This window comes from Kribbella kalugense, assembly GCF_004365875.1.
Classification (GTDB): domain Bacteria; phylum Actinomycetota; class Actinomycetes; order Propionibacteriales; family Kribbellaceae; genus Kribbella; species Kribbella kalugense.
Genome location: NZ_SODF01000001.1, coordinates 1,218,975 through 1,237,120 on the forward strand (window position 1 = coordinate 1,218,975; position 18,146 = coordinate 1,237,120).

Annotated in this window: 16 protein-coding genes; 6 read left to right on the top strand and 10 right to left on the bottom strand. The window is 67.7% G+C overall.

All coding sequences use genetic code 11. From position 1 onward, the window contains the following. Positions 1-38 precede the first annotated feature (38 nt). The gene (locus EV650_RS05645; RefSeq protein ID WP_134116015.1) at positions 39-833 is read right to left on the bottom strand and encodes a class I SAM-dependent methyltransferase; all 795 of its coding nucleotides are present in this window, start codon (positions 831-833) and stop codon (positions 39-41) included. A 49-nt stretch (positions 834-882) separates the two neighbouring features. Here EV650_RS05645 and EV650_RS05650 point away from each other — a divergent pair, with 49 nt between their 5' ends. Continuing rightward, on the top strand, positions 883-1,461 hold the full coding sequence (locus EV650_RS05650; RefSeq protein WP_134116017.1) for a TetR/AcrR family transcriptional regulator: 579 nt from the start codon (positions 883-885) through the stop codon (positions 1,459-1,461). Here the strand turns inward: EV650_RS05650 and EV650_RS05655 are convergent, their stop codons facing one another. Beyond that, a complete protein-coding gene (locus tag EV650_RS05655) occupies positions 1,462-2,835 on the bottom strand; it encodes an MFS transporter (RefSeq protein WP_134116019.1) in 1,374 nt (457 codons plus the stop codon). A 157-nt stretch (positions 2,836-2,992) separates the two neighbouring features. On the opposite strand from EV650_RS05655, the gene EV650_RS05660 reads away from it, so the two are divergent. Continuing rightward, positions 2,993-3,895, top strand: coding sequence for an FG-GAP repeat domain-containing protein (locus tag EV650_RS05660; RefSeq protein WP_166678039.1), 903 nt, complete (start codon positions 2,993-2,995; stop codon positions 3,893-3,895). A gap of 36 nt (positions 3,896-3,931) precedes the next feature. Here the strand turns inward: EV650_RS05660 and EV650_RS05665 are convergent, their stop codons facing one another. Beyond that, entirely contained in the window at positions 3,932-4,684 is a 753-nt protein-coding gene (locus EV650_RS05665) for a glycerophosphodiester phosphodiesterase family protein (RefSeq protein WP_202874404.1), read from the bottom strand. Positions 4,685-4,710: 26 nt separating this feature from the next. Here EV650_RS05665 and EV650_RS05670 point away from each other — a divergent pair, with 26 nt between their 5' ends. Beyond that, positions 4,711-5,844, top strand: a complete 1,134-nt coding sequence (locus tag EV650_RS05670; RefSeq protein WP_134116023.1) for an aminotransferase class V-fold PLP-dependent enzyme — start codon at positions 4,711-4,713, stop codon at positions 5,842-5,844. Then, a complete protein-coding gene (locus EV650_RS05675) occupies positions 5,841-6,470 on the top strand; it encodes a class I SAM-dependent methyltransferase (RefSeq protein WP_134116025.1) in 630 nt (209 codons plus the stop codon). The genes EV650_RS05670 and EV650_RS05675 overlap by 4 nt, the downstream gene beginning before the upstream one ends. Here the strand turns inward: EV650_RS05675 and EV650_RS05680 are convergent. The 4 genes from EV650_RS05680 to EV650_RS05695 all read right to left on the bottom strand — a co-directional run bounded on the left by EV650_RS05680 (position 6,460) and on the right by EV650_RS05695 (position 12,512). Next, positions 6,460-7,311: a carbohydrate ABC transporter permease gene (locus tag EV650_RS05680; protein ID WP_134116027.1), complete on the bottom strand. Its 852-nt coding sequence runs from the start codon at positions 7,309-7,311 to the stop codon at positions 6,460-6,462. The genes EV650_RS05675 and EV650_RS05680 overlap by 11 nt on opposite strands. Continuing rightward, positions 7,308-8,234, bottom strand: coding sequence for a carbohydrate ABC transporter permease (locus tag EV650_RS05685; protein WP_134116029.1), 927 nt, complete (start codon positions 8,232-8,234; stop codon positions 7,308-7,310). The genes EV650_RS05680 and EV650_RS05685 overlap by 4 nt, the downstream gene beginning before the upstream one ends. 125 nt (positions 8,235-8,359) lie before the next feature. Next, a complete protein-coding gene (locus tag EV650_RS05690; protein ID WP_134116031.1) occupies positions 8,360-9,682 on the bottom strand; it encodes an ABC transporter substrate-binding protein in 1,323 nt (440 codons plus the stop codon). 55 nt (positions 9,683-9,737) lie between these two features. Continuing rightward, a complete protein-coding gene (locus tag EV650_RS05695) occupies positions 9,738-12,512 on the bottom strand; it encodes an alpha-L-rhamnosidase (RefSeq protein WP_134116033.1) in 2,775 nt (924 codons plus the stop codon). Positions 12,513-12,693: 181 nt separating this feature from the next. Here EV650_RS05695 and EV650_RS05700 point away from each other — a divergent pair, with 181 nt between their 5' ends. Next, the gene (locus EV650_RS05700; protein WP_134116035.1) at positions 12,694-13,599 is read left to right on the top strand and encodes a helix-turn-helix transcriptional regulator; all 906 of its coding nucleotides are present in this window, start codon (positions 12,694-12,696) and stop codon (positions 13,597-13,599) included. On the opposite strand, the gene EV650_RS05705 is transcribed toward EV650_RS05700, so the two are convergent. After that, positions 13,574-14,269 carry a TetR/AcrR family transcriptional regulator gene (locus EV650_RS05705; RefSeq protein WP_134116037.1) on the bottom strand — a complete coding sequence of 232 codons (696 nt, stop codon included), beginning with the start codon at positions 14,267-14,269 and terminating at the stop codon, positions 13,574-13,576. The genes EV650_RS05700 and EV650_RS05705 overlap by 26 nt on opposite strands. A gap of 87 nt (positions 14,270-14,356) precedes the next feature. Here EV650_RS05705 and EV650_RS05710 point away from each other — a divergent pair, with 87 nt between their 5' ends. Next, the gene (locus EV650_RS05710; protein WP_134116039.1) at positions 14,357-15,547 is read left to right on the top strand and encodes an FAD-dependent monooxygenase; all 1,191 of its coding nucleotides are present in this window, start codon (positions 14,357-14,359) and stop codon (positions 15,545-15,547) included. Here EV650_RS05710 and EV650_RS05715 read toward each other — a convergent pair. Both EV650_RS05715 and EV650_RS05720 read right to left on the bottom strand, forming a co-directional pair. Further along, positions 15,515-15,973: a PGPGW domain-containing protein gene (locus EV650_RS05715; RefSeq protein WP_134116041.1), complete on the bottom strand. Its 459-nt coding sequence runs from the start codon at positions 15,971-15,973 to the stop codon at positions 15,515-15,517. The two genes, EV650_RS05710 and EV650_RS05715, sit on opposite strands and share 33 nt — an antisense overlap. A 20-nt stretch (positions 15,974-15,993) precedes the next feature. Next, complete coding sequence (locus tag EV650_RS05720; protein ID WP_166678040.1) at positions 15,994-18,129, bottom strand: peptidoglycan DD-metalloendopeptidase family protein; 2,136 nt, start codon at positions 18,127-18,129, stop codon at positions 15,994-15,996. Positions 18,130-18,146: the final 17 nt, after the last annotated feature.

Consider the following 18,146-nt stretch of genomic DNA (forward strand, 5'->3'; position numbering starts at 1 on the left):
CGCCTAGCGGCGCCGCGTTGTGATGGCCTGGCGGTCCGTCATACCCGGGTCGCGGTGAGGGCGACGGTGACGGACTCCAGGGTGAAGCTGCCGCCAACCGCGTCGATGGCGGCTCCGGTCCGAGTGAGGACGGCGTCGAGCTTGCCCGCTTCGGCGAGGGGCTTGGCCATGCCGCTGGTACGGAGCTGGTCGAGCCACTCGTCGCGCGTGTACGAGCGCGTCCACGGGTACGTCGGACGCTCGAGGCTGGTGAACGCACCGGTCGCGGTCAGGCTGTCGGCGGCTCGGTCGAGGAAGTGCTCGTACGCGTTCAAGGGTGACGCGGCGACCTGGGGACTGTCCGGAAGGACTTCTCGGTGGACCGCCGCGAAGGCCGCCCCCAGCTCGGGCGGCGGCTGCAGCACGTACCAGAACACAGCGAACCGTCCGCCGGGCCGGAGCACCTCGGCAGCCTTCGTTGCACCGACAGCCGGGTCGATCCAGTGCCAGGTCATCCCAGCAACGAGCGCATCGAACGTGCGGCCGGCCGGCTCCCAGGACTCGAACGTCGAGACCTCGGCCTCGACGCCGGTACTGCGGGCGTACGACGCCATCCGCTCGTCCACATCCACGCCGAGCACGCGGCAGCCGGCCGCCTGAAACTGCCTGGACGCAATCCCGGTTCCGCATCCGACGTCGAGCAGATCGCGCCCGGGCGCTGAGCTCGCGACCGCTTCGATCAGGGCAGCTGGGTACTCGGGTCGGGCGCGGTCATACAGCGCAGCGTCGGCGCCGAACGACTCAGCCATGTCGCGACGTCGATGTGGATCGTTCTGTACCGGTAGAGTGGGCATGTGCCCACGATAGTGGGCGGATGCCCACTTGTGTCAACGGGAGGTGTGTGTGCCGACTGGTGTGGCGATACGGGACGCGCGGGAGCAGTTGTTCGACGCGGCCGAGCGAGTGCTGCTCCGGGACGGTCCGGACGCGTTGACCAGCCGGGCCGTGACGACCGAGGCCGGGTGCGCGAAGGGCGTGCTGCACAAGCACTTCACCGACTTCGACGGCTTCCTCGCCGAGCTCGTCCTGGACCGGATCCGCCGCCTCGACGACCAGGCCGAGGTCCTGCTGAAGGCGGCCGGGCAGGGGAGTGTCGCCGACAACCTGACCACGATGCTGACTGACTTGTTCGGCTCGGTCGCGGTCGCGATCGTGAGCCTGACGATCTCCCGCGACGGCCTCCGCGCCCGACTACGCGAGGCCGTGCCAACCGGCGTACCGATCCTCAGCGACGCCGGCCGCGTGGTGATGGACTACCTGACCGCGGAACAGAAGTACGGCCGCATCCCCGCCGACGCCGACCTCAACACCCTCGGCCTCACCCTGATCGGCTCCACCCACCTACTCTTCGCCGACCGCACCGGCGTCCGCCCCACCTATGACGAGGTACGCCGCTTCGTCAGCTCCGTAGTACCCGAATAACTAGACCCGGGCGGGCTGGGTGTTGCCGGCTTCGTCGATGCCTCGGCGCATGTCTACCCGGACCAGGAGGGCCAGGCCGATGACGAAGAAGATGCCGAGGGCAACGATGGCCGGGCGGTACGAACCGGTGAGCTGGTGGACCAGGCCGAAGACCAGCGTGCCGAGCCAGGACGTGCCGCGTTCGCCGGCCTGGTAGAGGGAGAAGTACTCCGCCTCGCGGCCCTTCGGGATCAGCTGGCTGAACGCCGACCGGGACAGCGCCTGGGTGCCGCCGAGGACGATCCCGATCGCGACCCCCATCACGAGGAACGGCGCGATCTGGTGGGCCGGCAGCAGGAACCCGGCGATCACGATCAGCATCCACACGACCAGACCACCGGTGATGGTCCGATGTGCGCCGTACCGCTGGGCGAACCGTCCGAACGCGAGCGCACCGAAGAAGGCGACGAACTGGACCAGCAGGATCGTCGCGATCAGGATCTGGGTCTCGAACCCGAGCTGCTTCTCGCCGTACGTCGACGACACCGAGATGACTGTCTGGATCCCGTCGTTGAAGAACAGGTACGCGATCAGGAACAGCATCGTCATCCGGTACGCGCGCATGTGCTTCAACGTGGCCGACAACTGCCCGAAGCTCTGCCGGACCAGGTTGCCGCTACGGACCTGTTCGACCCCTGTCGGCGGCCGGTTCCGCAGCCGGATGAACGGGATGAAGGTGAACAGTCCCCACCACAGCCCGGCGCTGAGCAGACTGAGCCGGACCGCCGTGCTCTGGCTCATCCCGAGCGCGTCGTGCGCGGTGACGACGGCGAGGTTCACCAGGAGCAGCAGGAAACCACCGGCGTACCCGAACGCCCAGGCGCGCGACGAGACGGCGTCACGCTGATCCGGGGGCGCGATGTCGATCAGGATCGAGTCGTAGACGACCAGCGACGAGCCGAGGCACAGGTTGCCGATGAAGAGCAGTAGTGCGCCCAGCTCCCAGCGGCCGCCGCCGACGAACACCATGCAGGACGCCGCCAACGCTCCGGCCCAGGCGAAGCCGCACATCAGGAGCTTCTTGTTCGCCATCCGGTCCGCGATCGCGCCGACCACCGGCAGGAAGAGCGCCGAGACCAGGGTCGCCACGGTCACGATGTAGAACGCCAGCGAGCCGGGGGAGATGCCGAGCCCAAGCACCTGCAGGTTCGTGTTGCAGGGGTGGTCCGTGGTCCCGACGTACCCACAGGCTGCGTTCTCCGCGACCGACGTCAGGTACGGCGCGAACAGCACGGTGCCCGTCGTCGTGACGTAGCCCGAGTTCGCCCAGTCGTAAAGGCTGAACCCCCAGTACTCGCGCTTGTCGACCGCCGGAGGGGCGGAGAGAAATCCCATGCGCGGAAGTGTGTCAGGTCCAGGGGAGCTTGGCCCTAGAGAGATCCGCGCTAGTCCGGTTTACTGGCCCGAAGGGCTCTCGGCGGGTGACCGAACGAGTACCCGGTGCGGCCTCACCCGCCAGGCGCCGCAGCTTCAACACAAGAGGGGGAATCTCATGCGCAGACGCTTGCGCCTTGGGGGACGAACAGGACTGGCGCTAGTCGCGGGCTTCGGCCTGCTGTTCGCCGGTACTTCGGTGTCTTCCGCAGTGCAGGAGAAGTCGGCGGGAGCAGCCACAGTGGCTGCGCTCGTCGTCAAGAACAACGACTTCAACTCCGACACCCACTCGGACGTCCTGTCCGTCGACACCGCTGGGCGCCTGTGGCTCTACCCGGGGAGTGGTGCGGGCGGCTGGCAGTCGCGCGTCGGATACAGCCTCGGCTGGGACGCGATGACCCAACTGCTGGTGCCCGGGGACTTCGACGGGGACGCACACGCCGACCTGATGTCGGTCGACGCCGACGGTTACCTGCGCCTGTACTCGGGCGACGGGCACAGCGGTTGGCAGGTCTGGAAGCGCTTCGGCGGCGGCTGGAACGCGATGACCGCCGTCCGCGGCGTGGGCGACTTCAACGGCGACGGCTTCATGGACATCATGGCCCGGCAGAGCACCGGCCAGCTGTGGCTCTACCCGGGCAACGGCAAGGGTGGCTTCCTCACCCGGGTCGGGTACGGGTACGGCTGGAACGCGATGACCGCCTTGATGGGCATCGGCGACTTCGACGGCGACACCTTCCCCGACCTCGCGGCTCGTGACGGCGACGGGGCTGTCTGGCTGTACCGAGGCAACGGAACGGGCGGCTGGTTGGCCGGCCGGACCCTGATCGGCTCCAGCTGGCAGAACCTCACGGCTCTGGTGACGCCGTGGGACTTCTCGGGTGACGGCAAGGCGGATCTCCTGGTCCGCAATGTGCCGGGGGCGCTCCTCATGTACCGCGGCAACGGAACCGGCGGATGGACTCTGCCTCCGGTTCAGGTCGGGTCCGGATGGAACGGCATGACGAAGATCGTCAGCTGACGGCGGACGACCCGCGGCGCCCTCGGGTACCGCGGGTCACGTCCACTGACCTCGCTCGATCAGTACGTCGCGGAGGAGGTCGGTGCGGTCGGTGATGAGGCCGTCGACGCCGGCGTCGAGCAGCCGGCGCATCGTGTCGGGATCGTCGACCGTCCAGACGTGGACCTGCTTGCCGTGGGAGTGGGCTCGCTCGATCAGGCCGGGCGTGAGGATGTGCAGAGCGCCGTACCGCTCCGGGATCTGCAGGCAGCCGCCGGGGGACTTGAGCGCGAACGGCAGGAACCGGATCAGGGCGATCTCCAACTCGCCGTACCCGGTGCACAGGCGCGGACCGAGCAGCTTGCGGATCCGCCGGACCCGGGACTGGGAGAACGACGAGACGCAGATCCGGTCGATCGCGTTCGCGGCCCGGAGGACCTTCGCGGCCGGCTCGAGCCCACCCTCGGCCTTGATGTCGAGGTTGAACCGGATGTCGGGGAAGTGCTCGAGCAGCTCGTCCAGCCGGGGGATCGGCTCGTGACCGTTGATCTTGGCCTTGCTGACCTCCGACCAGGGCAGCTCGGCGATCACGCCGGTCCGGTCGGTGACGCGGTCGAGCTTGTCGTCGTGGAACGCGATCACGACCCCGTCGCTGGTCGCGTGCAGGTCGGTCTCGAGATAGGTGTACCCGAGGTCGACCGCGTTCTCGAACGCGTGCAGCGAGTTCTCGTAGCCGACGTTGTCCGGGTGTTTCGCGCCGCCTCGATGAGCCATCGCGATCGGCCCGTCGTGGACGAGGTAGGGATACACGACAGGAAGTATGTACCGTTTGGGTCGTGACGGTACTCAGCTCCCGCCCCGACCTGTGGACCCTCGACCCCGATGTCCTCCACCTCAACCATGGTTCGTACGGCGCCGTGCCGCGCCGGACCCAGGAGGTGATGGCCGGCCTGCGGGCCGAGATGGACGCCAACCCGATGGTCTGGTTCCGCACGGTCGCCGACCGCCTGACCACGAGCCGCCTCGAGCTGGCGGCGTACCTGGAAACGGACCCGGCCGGATTCGCCCTGGTCCCGAACGCCAGTGCCGGTGTCACGGTCGCGCTCGCGACGCTGCCGATCCCCGCGGGCAGCCGGATCGTCCTGACCGACCACACGTACGGCGCCGTCCGGTACGCCGCTGAGCGGTTCGCCAAGGCCAACCAGGCCGAGGTCGTCATCGTGGGGATCCCGCTGGAGGCCGACGACGAGACCGTGGTGTCGCTGATCGCGGAGAGGCTCGACGGGGCGTCCGTCCTGATCGTGGACCAGATCACCTCGGGTACGGCGAAGGTGCTGCCGATCGACGGCCTCGTCAAGGCGGCTCACGAACGCGGCGTACCGATCGTGGTCGACGGCGCGCACGCCCCGGCACTGATCGACGCACCGGCGGCCGCGGGCGCGGACTTCTGGACCGGCAACTTCCACAAGTGGCCGGCCGCGCCGCGGGCGACGGCTGGGCTGGTGGTCGCGGAACAGTGGCGCTCGGCAACGATGCCGCTGATCGTCTCGTGGTCGGAGTACGAGGAGCGGATGCCGGAGCGGTTCGACATGCAGGGCACGTACGACTACATCCCGTGGATCGCGGCGCCCGAGTCGCTGCGGGTCCTGGCCGCTCTGGACTGGCCGACGCGGCGTCCGCAGCTGACCGCGCTGGTCGAGGAGGGCGCCAGGATCCTGGCCAAGTCGCTCGGCACCGGTGTCGCGGAGGTCGTCCACCCACCTGCGACGATGCGCCTGGTCGAGCTGCCCTCCTCGGTCGACCTGTCCGGTGGCGATGCGCTGAAGATGCGGATCTCGCGCGAGCTGAAGGCCGAGATCACGTTCACCGGTTTCGAGGAACGCAAGTTCATCCGGTTGTCGGCGCATGCCTACAACTCGCCGGCGGACTACCAGAAACTGTCGGAGGGCCTTCCTAAGCTCCTCGCGTGAACGACATTCAAGGGTCTTACAACGCCGCTGCCGCCGAATACCACGCGATCCTGAAGGACTACCACCGCGCCGATCCGTTCGAGGCGGGCGCGCTCGACTACTTCGCCGCGCTCATCGAAGACGGACCGGTCGGGGACCTCGGATGTGGGACCGGGCGGATCACGACGTACCTGGCCCAGCAGGGTCTGGACGTGTTCGGGGTCGATCTGACGCCGGGGATGATCGAGGTCGCGAAACGGGAGTATCCGGAGCTGCGGTTCGAGGTCGGGTCGTTGTTCGACCTCGACTTGAAGGACGGCGAGCTGGCCGGCGCACTCGCGTGGTACTCGCTCGTCCATACTCCGCGCGAGGACCTGCCGGCCGTGTTCGCGGAGCTGTTCCGGGTGCTGCGGCCCGGTGGCTATCTGGTGCACGGGTTCAAGGTAGGCGTCGGCGATCGGCATCTGAGCAGCGCCTACGGTCATGACCTCGACCTCGAGGTCTACATGCAGGATCCCGCGGACGTCGCCGGGCTGCTCGCGGCCGCCGGGTTCGCGGAGGTCGCGACCCTGACGCGCGCGGCGCTGCCCGGCGAGAAGGACGCCGCACAGGCCGCCCTCATCGTCCGCAAGCCTGCTACCCCTTGATCGCTCCCGACGTCATGCCGGCGACGATCTGCCGGTTGAAGAACAGGAACATGATCAGCGGCGGGATCGTGATCAGCAGGATGTTCATGAACAGCAGGTTGTACTGGGTCGAGAACTGGCTGTTGAAGTTGTAGAGCGTCAGCTGAACGGTCGCGTTCTGGTCGCCGGGCAGGAAGTACAGCGGGTTGGTGAAGTCGTTGAAGACGGCGACCGACTGCACCACGACGACGGTGACGATCACCGATCTCAGCAGCGGGAAGATGACGCGGAAGAAGAGGCCGAACGGGCCGGCGCCGTCGATGACCGCGGCTTCGTCGAGTTCGCGGGGAATGGTCGCGACGAAGGCCCGGAAGAGCAGGACGCAGAACGAAAGGCCGAAGGCTATCTCTATCAGGATCAGGCCTGGCAGCGTCTTGAACAGGCCTAGTTTCTGCAGCACCCAGATGGTCGGCACGACAGCCGGCGGGATGATCAGGCCGGAGAGCACGAGGAAGTTGATCAGGCCGTTCCACCGGCTTTTGCGGCGCTGGAGGACGAAGCCGGCCATAGCGGCCAGGATCACCATGCCGGCGACGCTGGCGACGGTGAGGACGGTGCTGTTGATGAAGGCGATCACCAGCATGTAGTCGCGCGCCTTGACCACTTCGACGAAGTTCTGCACGATCCGGAATTGATGCGGCCAGGCGAAGTTCAGGTCCGCGGATTGCTGCCGATCCTTCACGGCGGTCAGCACGATGAACGCGAACGGGATGACGAACACGACGATCGAGACCAGGATCGCGACCGCGCTCAGCGCCCACTTGCGGGCCGGTCGGTGGTTGACGAGTTCCGCCGTACTCACATGTCCACCTCTTTCCGGTTCAGGAACCACGACAGCGGGAGGACGATCGCGGTGACGGTGATGAACAGGACCACGTTGCCCGCGGTCGACAGACCGTAGAAGCCGGCCTGGTACTGCTTGTAGATCACCGACGCGATCACGTCCGAGGTGAATCCTGGCCCGCCCTGCGTCATCGCCCAGATCAGGTCGAAGGACCGCAGCCCGCCGATCAGGGACAAGATGATGACCGTGACGGTGGCCGGCCGCGACAGTGGCAGCACCACTCGCCGGAACGTCTCCCAGGAGCTGGCCCCGTCGACCCGGGCCGCCTCGATGTACTCGCGGGGAATCGAGACGATCCCCGCGATATAGATCAGCGTGGCCAGGCCGACACCCTTCCAGACGTCGACCGCGGCGACCGACAGCAGCGCCCACTTCGGGTCGGTCAGCCAGCCTGGACCGCTGATCCCGACCACGCTGAGCGCACCGTTGATCAGGCCACGCTCGGGGTTCATCAGCACGGTGAAGGTGAGACCGACGCCGATCGTGGAGACCAGTACCGGGAAGAACACCACCGAGCGAAGGTAGCCGCGGGCAACGATCTGGGAGGTGAGCAGTACGGCGAGGAGCAGCCCGAGCACCACCTTCGACCCGGACGTGACGACGGCGTAGATGAGCGTGTTGGTGAAGCCCTTGACCAGCGCGGGCTCCTGGAAGAACAGCTTGAAGTTGTCCAGCCCGACGAACTTCGAGTCGAACAGGCTCCACCGGGTCAGGCTGAAGTACAGCGAGGCGAACGTCGGGACCAGGAACAGGACGCTGTAGATGATCGCCGACGGCAGGAAGAACCAGTTCGAGTACGGGCGGTAGACCTTGCTCCCGGCCGCCGAAGCGGCCGGGGCGGCCTTGCTACGTTCCTGTGGTTTCACCGAAGTGGTGGTCATGGGGCCTCCCGGCCTGGACTGAGGAGCGCAGGGAGCGAAGCGACCGGAGCGACGAGGGAAGGCCGGGAGTTACAGCCCCATGACCCGCCGCGCCGGAGGCGCGGCATTAGTAGAGCCACGGACCCTCACCAACCTGCCAGCCCGAGTTGCTGGGCCTGCTTCTTCACGTCCTCGTCGTACCGGACGGCGCCGTCCTTCGCCTTCCGGATCCCCGAACCGACCTCGACGGTGATCTGCGAGAGCGACGGGCCCTTGACCGGGGACACGAACTCCAGCGCGAGGCTGGACGCACCCGGCTTGTCCAGGTACGGCTGCATGTCCTTGATGGCTTGCGGTACATCGGCCGGCAGCGCGCAGCCCTTGACCGCGTACGGACCGGTCGGTGCCCCGGCCGTGGTCTGCGACTTGCATCCGTCCGGGCTGGCGATGAAGGCGAGGAACTTCTTGGCCGCGTCCAGCTTGGCGCCGGTCGCGGTCTTCGGAATGTAGTTGGCACCCGGCGTCCAGACGGTCAGGCCGTTCTTGCTCGCGTCGTCACCAGGCAGCGCGAACAGGCCCACGTTCTTGCCCGCGTCCGGGTACGTCGCGATCATGTTCGCGACCACGCCGGACAGGATCGGGTACTGCGCACCCTTGCCGGTGGCAAGCATCTTGAGCCCGTCCGGCAGCTTGGCCGAGGCGAAGTCCTTGTTCTCGTAGCCGGCGTCATGGACGGCCTCGGTGTGCTCGAAACCCTTGAGCGCGGCCGGCGAGGTCGCGTACTTCGCCTGGTTCTTGGTGTACTTGTCGGCGAAGTCCGGCTCCGTGGCCGCCACGTTGTGGAAGTCGCCCAGGACGAACAGCTGCGCGGTCCAGGTCTCGCCGTAGGTCTGGATCACCGGCGGGATCCCGGCGGCCTTGATCTTCGCGCTGTTCGCCATGAACTCGGCCCAGGTCTTCGGCGGCGTCAGCCCGAGCCGCTTGTAGATCGGGATGTTGTACAGCACCGCTCCGCCCATGAACCCGCCGACGGGCACGCCGTACACCTGGTTGTCGGCGGTCACGGTGTTCTTGAAGTTGTCGTCCAGGTTGCCGACGTACGGCTGGTCGCTGAGTGAGACGAGGTTCTTCTGTGGCGCGATCGCCTGGAACAGCGACCCGGTGTTGTAGTTGAACACCTCCGGCATGTCGCCGGTGGACAGCCGGGTCTTGACGATGTTGTCGCCCTCGGTGCCGGCCGGCCGGGTTTCGATCTTGATCGAGATCCCGGCGTTCTTCGCGGTGAAATCCTTCACCAGTTGCTGGGCGTTCTTCAGATCCTGATCCTGGTTGCCGATCAGGTACGTGATCTGGACCGAGCCGCCGCTCGAGTCGCTACTGGATCCGAGACTGCCCGCGCTGCACGCGGTGAGCACCAGCGAACTGACGGCAAGTAGCGCCAGTCCGCTGGCTCCTGGGCGGAACCTCATCTTTGACCTCCAAGGGGATGTTGTTCGAAGCAGCGGGGCGGGGTCGGGTGGTGGGTTAGTGGTTGATCAGGGCCTCGAGCTTTGCCTTCAGGACCTCGGCGCTCGGGGTGAGTCCGCGTCGGCTGAGCGCCTCGACGAGTCCGGTGGCGGGCTGGTCCAGGTACCGCTCGAGACGGGCAGCCAGCTCGGCGTCGTCGGTGACGACCCCGGTCTCGGTCGCGGCCGCCGCGAGTGCGGTCCAGGTCGGTTCGTGGTCCATAAGCTGGCGGACCGTTGCATCTGCGGGCACTTCCGGCAGCTCGGCGTACGGGTCGGCGGCGGTCCACTCGTGCGTACCGTGACCGACCTCGACGACGCCTTGCCCAGGTACCTCGACGTTCGCGCGGGACCCGACCGGCACGGTGACCGACAACGTGATCTGACCGTCAGATCGCGTCCACGCGACCGAGGCTTCGCCGTACGGCGTGATGTGTTTGGCGGACGCCTTGGTCAGTTGCTCGGTGAAGAGCGGCCGTACGTCGATGGTCCGGTAGCCGGGCTCGGCGGCTGCGAGGCCCGCGACCCGGCGGTGCATCCAGTCGGCGACGGCGCCGAGGGCGTAGTGGTTGAACGATGTCATCTCACCGGGGTTGATGCTGCCGTCGGGCAGCATGCTGTCGTAGCGCTCCCAGACCGTCGTCGCTCCCATCGTCACTGCGTACAGCCAAGAGGGGCAGCCTGTCTGTAGCAGAAGGCGGTAGGCCAGGTCAGGATGTCCGGAATCGGCCAGTGCGTCCGCCACCAGCGGCGTACCGACGAATCCGGTACTGATCCGGAAACCCGACACGCGAACGAGGTCGGCGAGGCGGTCGCCGGCACGCTGCCGCTGGGTCTCGGTCGGCAGCAGCGCCCACTGCAGAGCGAGCGCGTAGGTCGTTGCCGCGTCGCTCAATACCCGGCCGCCTTCGGTCGCGTACTCGGCCGCGAACGCCTGCCGGACCCGGGCTGCCAGGTCGGTGTACTCGCGGGCCAGGTCGGTCTGGCCGACGACCTCCGCGGCCTTACCGACCACCTCGGCCGAACGGGCCAGGTGCGCGGTCGCGACCACGTCGGGGTCGGCCTTGGCGCGGAACGGGTTCTCCGGGGGAGCGGTCGGGTCGAGCCAGTCGCCGAACTGGAAGCCGCCCGACCAGAGCAGGTTGCTACCGGCCAGGTTGGCCATCTTGTCGACCCAGGCCCGCATGCTCGGCAGTTGCCGGGCGAGCAGTCCGGCGTCGCCGGAGCGCTCGTAGATCACCCAAGGGACGATCGTTGCCGCGTCACCCCAAGCGGCCGTGGCCGGAGCCTCGTTCTTGAGCACGTCCGGTACGACGAACGGCACCGAGCCGTCCTTCTTCTGCTCAGCCGCCAGGTCGGCAAGCCAGTTCGTCAGGAAGCCGGCGGTGTCGAACAGGAAGCTCGCGCTGGGGGAGAAGACCTGGATGTCACCGGTCCAGCCGAGCCGCTCGTCGCGCTGCGGGCAGTCGGTCGGTACGTCGACGAAGTTGCCGCGCATACCCCAGACCACGTTCTGGTGGAACTTGTCGAGCAGCTCGTTCGACGACTCGAACCAGCCGGTGCGCTCGAGGTCGCTGCCGACGACGACGGCCTCGATGTCCTCCTTGCGGAGTGCGCTCACTCCCGTCACCTCGGCGTACCGGAAGCCGTGGAAGGTGAGCGGTGAATCGAGCGTGAGCTCGTCGGGGCCGGCCAGGATGTAGGTGTCGGTCGCCTTCGCGCTGCGGAGCGGGCGGACACCGAGTTCGCCGTTCTCCAGGACTTCCGCGTGGCGCAGGACGATCTCGTCGCCCTGGGCGCCGCCGCGGACCTTCAGCCGGACGCGGCCGACCAGGTTCTGGCCGAAGTCGACCAGGGTCTTGCCGGACGGTGACGTGGTGATCTCGACCGCGGGCAGGACGTCGGTGATGCGGACCGGCGGGCCGTCGGGGGCGACGAGCAGGCCGAGGTCGGCGTCGAGAACGTCCACCAGGGAGGCCTCTCCGGGCTGTCGCCGGAAGTCAGTGGTCTGGCCGTCGTACAGGTCGTCGGCGAGGACGTTGCTCTCCCGGGAGGTCCACGTCCCGTCGCTGCCGAAGGTATGGACCTGGCCGTCTTCCGTGGTCACCTCGAGCTGAGCGAGTACGGCGAGCCGGTCGCCGTACAGCTGCTTCTGGTTGTGGAAGCCGATCCGGCCGCGGTACCACGCGTTGCCGACCAGGAACTCGAGCTTGTTCTCACCAGGTTGAACAAGCTCGGTCACGTCGTACGTCTGGTAGCGGAGCCGGTACTGGTACGCCGTCCAGCCGGGCGCGAGTTCCTCGGTGCCGACCCGCTTCCCGTTGAGCTCGGGAAGGTAGATGCCGTACGCCGTCGCGTAGAGGCGGGCCTTGACGATCCCGTCCGGGAGGTCGGCGATGCCGGCGATGAGCGGAGCGGGGGAGCCGTGCGGGTTCTCGTGCGGGCTGACGAACCGGGCGCTCCAGTCGTCCGGCGTGAGCAGCCCGGTCTCGACGGTCGCGGGCTCGCTCCACTCGCTCCAGGCGTCGTTGCTGCGGACACGGACCCGCACCGACGCGGACTCACGGGACTTGAGTGGTTCGGCCGGCCAGGGCACGAGGACCTGGTCGGGGGACTGCACGGTGAAGGCTTGGGTGGTGCCAGTGGTGATCTCGACCTCGTACGCCGTCTGCGCATAGCCGGCGTCCGCGGCGGGGATCTGCCAGGAGATCCGCGGCGCCGCGGTGCCGGTGCCCAGCACGGGTGCGGGCTGATGCTCGAAGCGGAGGGAAGTGGGTGCGGCGAGATTCGACATGAGGCTCCAACTCGCGAGTGAAACGATTCAGTGGGTGCTCCGGCGAAGCGCCTCGATTTCGATCCGGATGGTTGGCGCGACGTTTCGCCTGTTCCCCGATCCTGCGGCCGGTAGTCGTCGGTGAGTAGCCCGAAGTGCACTCGGTCTAGCACGAAATGCACTTCGGCCCCTATCGTGAAGCATGGCCGACGAGCCCGTGAGGACCCGCGGAACAGTGCTGCACTTCGTCGAAGGGACGGTCGTGCACGCGGGCCCGCACGTGCACGAAAACTCGCATCCGCTGCACACGCACAGCTTCTTCGAACTGCTGCTGGTCACCGGCGGTGAAGGCATCCACCACAGCCTCGCCGGCCGGCAGAAACTCGAGGCCGGCGACGCGATCCTGCTCCGTCCGGGCGTCTGGCACGAGTACGTCGACTGCGAGGCGCTCGAGGTCTACAACTGCTGCTTCTCGGCCGACCTGGTCCGGCGCGAACTCGCCTGGGCGCGCGAGGATCCCTTGCTGGGTTACCTGTTGTGGACCGGGCCGTTCTCCGCAGAACGCCGTGGAATGCTCGCCACGCACCTCGATCCGGCGACCATGAAGGAAGCCGTCGGTCACCTCGACGGCCTACGGCAACTGCGCAACCAGCCGCTCAGTCAGCACCGCGGCGAGGTCATCGGCTGGCTGTCCTTGTACCTGAGTTGCGTGGCCCGGACGGTGGCCGAACGCGACGAGCGCAGCGAGCACACGGCCCAGACACATCCCGCCGTACTCGACGCGATGCGGTTGATGGAGGCCGATCCGGCGCGGCACTGGACGCTGACCGATCTGGCCGGCGAGCTGCACCTCGCGCCGGGCTATTTGGTCCGGCTGTTCAAGTCGGTGACCGGGCTGCCGCCGATGGCGTACCTGTCCCGGCATCGGGTCGAGCTCGCAGCCGATCGGTTGCTGCACACGGACCTGCCGATCAGCCGGATCGGGGAGTCCGTCGGCTGGCCGGACCAGAACTATTTCGCCCGCCGATTCAAGTCCCACTACGGACTCCCGGCGTCGGTCTATCGGGAACGTTTCAACGCGGTCAAGTCGACGCCTTCCTACCGTTGATCAGGAGTTCGAGACCGTCCAGGATCCGCTGCAGCCCGAACTCGAGACCCTGGTTCTCGCTACCGGCCGACGTACGCATCGCGGTGGTGAGGTGGGGAAAGCGAGCGGCCTCGGTGGTGAGGATCTCGGCCAGCGACTGTTGCATGTCCTCTTCGGTCAGACCTGTGGTGTGACCGGGGAAGGTCGTGGACTGCTGGGCGATGTTCCGGATGTGACTGGTGATCACCAGGATCGAGTCCAGCTGTTCGCCACCGGTCAGCCCGCTCTCGGTCAGCGCGCTCACGCCCTGCTCCATCCAGGCCAGCTCATTCGGCCCGAGTAGGCGGCGACCGACGGTCGACAACAGCAACCAGGGGTGCAGCGTGAAGCCGTCGTACAGGTCATTGGCCCACGTGTGCAGAGCCTCGCGCCACGGTTGGTCGGGGCGGTCCGGCGGGGAGCCCATCGCGAGGTCACTCATGACCGCGACCAGCTCGGTCTTGCCGGGGACGTACCGGTAGAGAGCCATCTTCGTCACCGGCAGCTCGCCGGCGATCCGCTGCATCGAGACCGCGTCGAGGCCCTCCGCGTCGGCGATCCGGATGCCGGCCTCGGCGATCCCGGTCAGCGTCACGGCGGGTTTGGGTCCGCGGCTCGGCAGCGGCTGTTTGCCCCAGAGGAGTTCGGTCACAGTTCGATCCTTTTCGAAAGCCTTGAACTGTGTCTACCATACACGCTACTGTGTCCGGCAGACACAGTTAATCCTGAGGAGGGGACGATGAAGGTTCTGGTATCCGGTGCGAGCGTGGCCGGCCCGTCGGTGGCGCTCTGGCTGGGCCGGGCGGGACACGACGTCACGGTGGTCGAGATCGCCCCGGCGCTGCGGAAGGGCGGGTACGCCGTGGACTTCCGCGGTGAGGTGTTCACGACGGTTCTGGACCGGATGGGCGTGCTGCCCGACCTGCGTTCGCTGCAGACCGGTGGCAGCGGAATGAGCTTCGTCGACGCGGCGGGCCGCACGCTGATGCGGCTGCCACCGGAGTTCGCCGGCGGTGAGCTGGAGGTACTGCGAGCAGACCTGTCGCGGGTGCTGTACGAGCACAGTCGCGCGCAGGCGACGTACCGCTTCGGGGACTCGATCGCCGAGCTGCGGGAACACGCGGACGGCGTGGATGTGCGGTTCGAGAGCGGGGTGGAGGACACCTACGACCTCGTCATCGGCGCGGACGGAATCCACTCCGTCGTACGGCGGCTGGCGTGGCCGAAGGAGCGAGTCGTCGAGCGCCACCTCAAGTACTACGTGGGCGGTTGGGAGGTCCCGAACACGCTCGGGATCAGTGGAGACGATTCGCTGCTGTACAACGTGCCGGGCAAGCTGGCGAGCGTCGGCGCGGACCGTCGGGACGCAGGTCTGGCGCAGACGCTGTTCGTGTTCAAGTCGCCGGAGCTGACCTACAACCGGCGCGACCTCGACCAGCAGAAGGCCATCCTGCGCGAGCAGTTCACCGGTTTGGGCTGGCACGTGCCGGAGCTGCTGAAAGGGTTGCCGGCGGCAACGGAGCTGTACTTCGACTCGATCAGCCGGGTGAGCGTGGACCGCTGGTCCACCGACCGGATCGTGCTGCTCGGCGACGCGGGGTACGGCGCGACCTTCGGGGCACTCGGGACGGGTACGGCCGTCGTCGGCGCCTATGTGCTGGCGGGGGAGTTGGCCCAGGCGCGCGGCAACTTCCGGGCCGCGTTCGACCGCTACGAGGCGCGGCTGCGCAAGTCGGTGACGACGACCCAGGACGGTAGTCGCGCGGGGTCGTTCCTGGCACCGGCAACCCGGTTCGGGCTGACGGCGCGCAACCGGATCCTGGATATCCCATTCTTCAACAACCAGATGATCAAGATGGCGCAGAAGATGAGCGAGCTGATCGAGCTTCCCGACTACTCAGGGCAGGAGGGGAAGCTTGTACAGGAATGACTCCCACGAGTCGGGCAGCCAGCCCGGCACGCCGAGCACGGCCATGTAGAGCCAGATCGCGACGAGCACGCAGAGGAAGAGCGCGAGGGTCCCAAGCGCCTTCAGCCAGGCGGGCTGCTTGCCGGTCCAGGTGGTGAGTGCCTTCACCCAGTCCTTGACCCGGTACAGCAGCCGCTGCGCCCACTCGAACTCGCTGGCCAGCACGGCGAGACCCGCGATGAACAACGGGATCCCACCCGGTCCCGGCAGCCACCCGGTCAATGGCGCGGCGATGAGCAGCAACCCACCGACGACGCCCACGCCGATCCGGTAGAACAACAGCTTGCGCGGATTCTCCCGAATCCGCCGCCGCCACTCCCACCGGTCATCCGCAGCATCGAGGGTGATGTTGTGATCCGTGCGGTCGGGACTATCTTTCTCGGCCACGGCCTCAGACTACCTGGCGGTCAAGCGGTTGCCGGGTTTCCGAACTCCCAGTGCCACGGCTCTTCGCGGTTGCCGCCCTGGTCCGCCCAGGCCGGGTGCAGCCAGCCGTACGTCGGGGCGTGCGACTTCATCCACTGGTATTGGGTGGTGTTGTACTTGTCGATCCCGCCGCACAGGTCGACCGCGACACCCCAGCCGTGGTTCGAGGTGCCGGGGAGGGCGGCCAGCGACGGCTTGCGCTGGTACAGGTCGCCCTGCGAGGCGTACGAGCGGTACGAGTCCGTGATGCACAGCGTCGTACCGAACTGCGCCTTGTAGGCGGCGGCCAGCTGCTGGTACGCCGCGGCCGCGTCGCAGCGGAGCATGTGGCCGGAGGCGATCCCGCACAGCTTGCTCGCCGGGATCATGCCGTTGCTGTAGCCACCCCAGCCGATGCTCGCGGAGCCGGTGGCCAGGAACGGCATCGGGTTGACCGGGTCACCGCCGAGGTGGACCTCGAAGTGCAGGTGCGGACCGGTCGAGTTGCCTTCGGTGCCGACGGCACCGATCTGCTGCCCCGGCGCCACCTGTTGCCCGTTGGTGACGTCGACCCGGCTCAGGTGCGCGTAGAGCGTTTCAAGACCGTTGCCGTGGTCGATGCGGACCAGGTTCCCAGCCCAGGCCGGGTGCTCGACACTGACGACACCGGTCGTCACCGCGTGAACCGGCGTACCGACCGGGGCGACGAAGTCCTGGCCGGTGTGGAATCCGGTCGACCACATCGAGCCGGCCTGACCGAACGGCGTACCGATCTGGTAGCTGCCGTCGGCCAGCGGCCAGGTCCAGGCGCCGGAGCCGACGTTGTACGACGTTGCCGTGTTGCCGCACCGGAAGGCGACGGAATCCGAGCTGGCGGTCGGCGCGACCTGCGGCTTGACCGGCGCGCCGAGGGTCGGGCGCAGGGCGGCGTACAGGTTGTCCGGGACGGTGGTGACGACCACCGAGCCCTTGGCCTCGTCGGCGGCGATCATCTCGCCGTTGTCGAGGGCGACGCCGATGTGGACGAGCCCGAGCGACTTGCTGCCCATGACGAGCAGGTCGCCCGGCTGGACTTGAGTGGCCGGGACCGCCTGGTAGTCGGGATACACCTTGCCGACCAGGTTCGGGAGGGTGGTGTACGGCTGCCATGCGACCCGAGCCGCGCCGAGGCAGCCGTACTTGTCCGGTCCGGTCGCTGCCACGCCGTACGGCTTGCCGACCAGGCTGAAGGCTTGGTTGACCGCCCGGATCGTCTCGGCCGACATCACCCGCACAGTGCGGCCCGCGACCGCCACCGAAGCGACACCTGGGACGGCAGCGCCTCGGCGGGTCAGCGGAGCCAGCCCAGCCGGGAGCTTGGTCGGGTTCTTGAGTACGGCGGCCGCCGGGGGAGTGATCTTGGCGGTGGTGAGCTCGGTCAGGTACGTCTGCCAGCGAGTCAGCGCCTGCTGGTTGCGCGCCAACTGCAACTGCTTGGACAGCGCGGAGGCGACATCGAGGTCAGCAGCCTGGTCAGCCATCGACGCCGAGGCGTCGGCGGCCTTCTGCTGCACCTGCTTGCTGAGGTCCTGTGCCTTGGTGGCGGCCTCGTTCGCAGCCGCCCGCTTGCTGGTGGCGTCGGCCTTGAGCCGATTCGACTCGGATTCTGCGGCCATAGCCGTTTTGTACTGCGACACCTGGGTGCTGCCGAGTTGGGTGATGGCAGTCTGCCGGTCGGCGATTTCCTGGAGGTTCTCGGCGATCGGGGCGAGCGACCACAGCATGGACTCGGTGCCCATCACGGTCGGGATGCCCAGCTGGTACGCCTGGGCGGTGAGCAGGCCGAGCTGCCGGCGCTCCTCGTCAGCTTTGCCCCTTGAGGCAACCGCGCTGGTCTCCGCCTTCTTGGCGGCGGCCTCGGCGGTCTGCGCGTCCTTGAGGGCCTTGGTGTAGGCGATGGTCGCCTTGGCGAAGTCGGCCTGGACGGCGGCGGCCTCGGCCTGGAGCTGCTCCAGCGACCGGTTGACGTCGGTCACCGAGGCGGGCGGCGGTTGACTGGTCGAGGGAGTGGGGTCGTCGGCGTACGCCGGCAGTCCGATGACTGCCAGCAGTGTGCCGAGTGCCGCGAATCGCAGCCCCCGATGTCTCCCCAGATTCATCCGTCCCCCATGCCGCA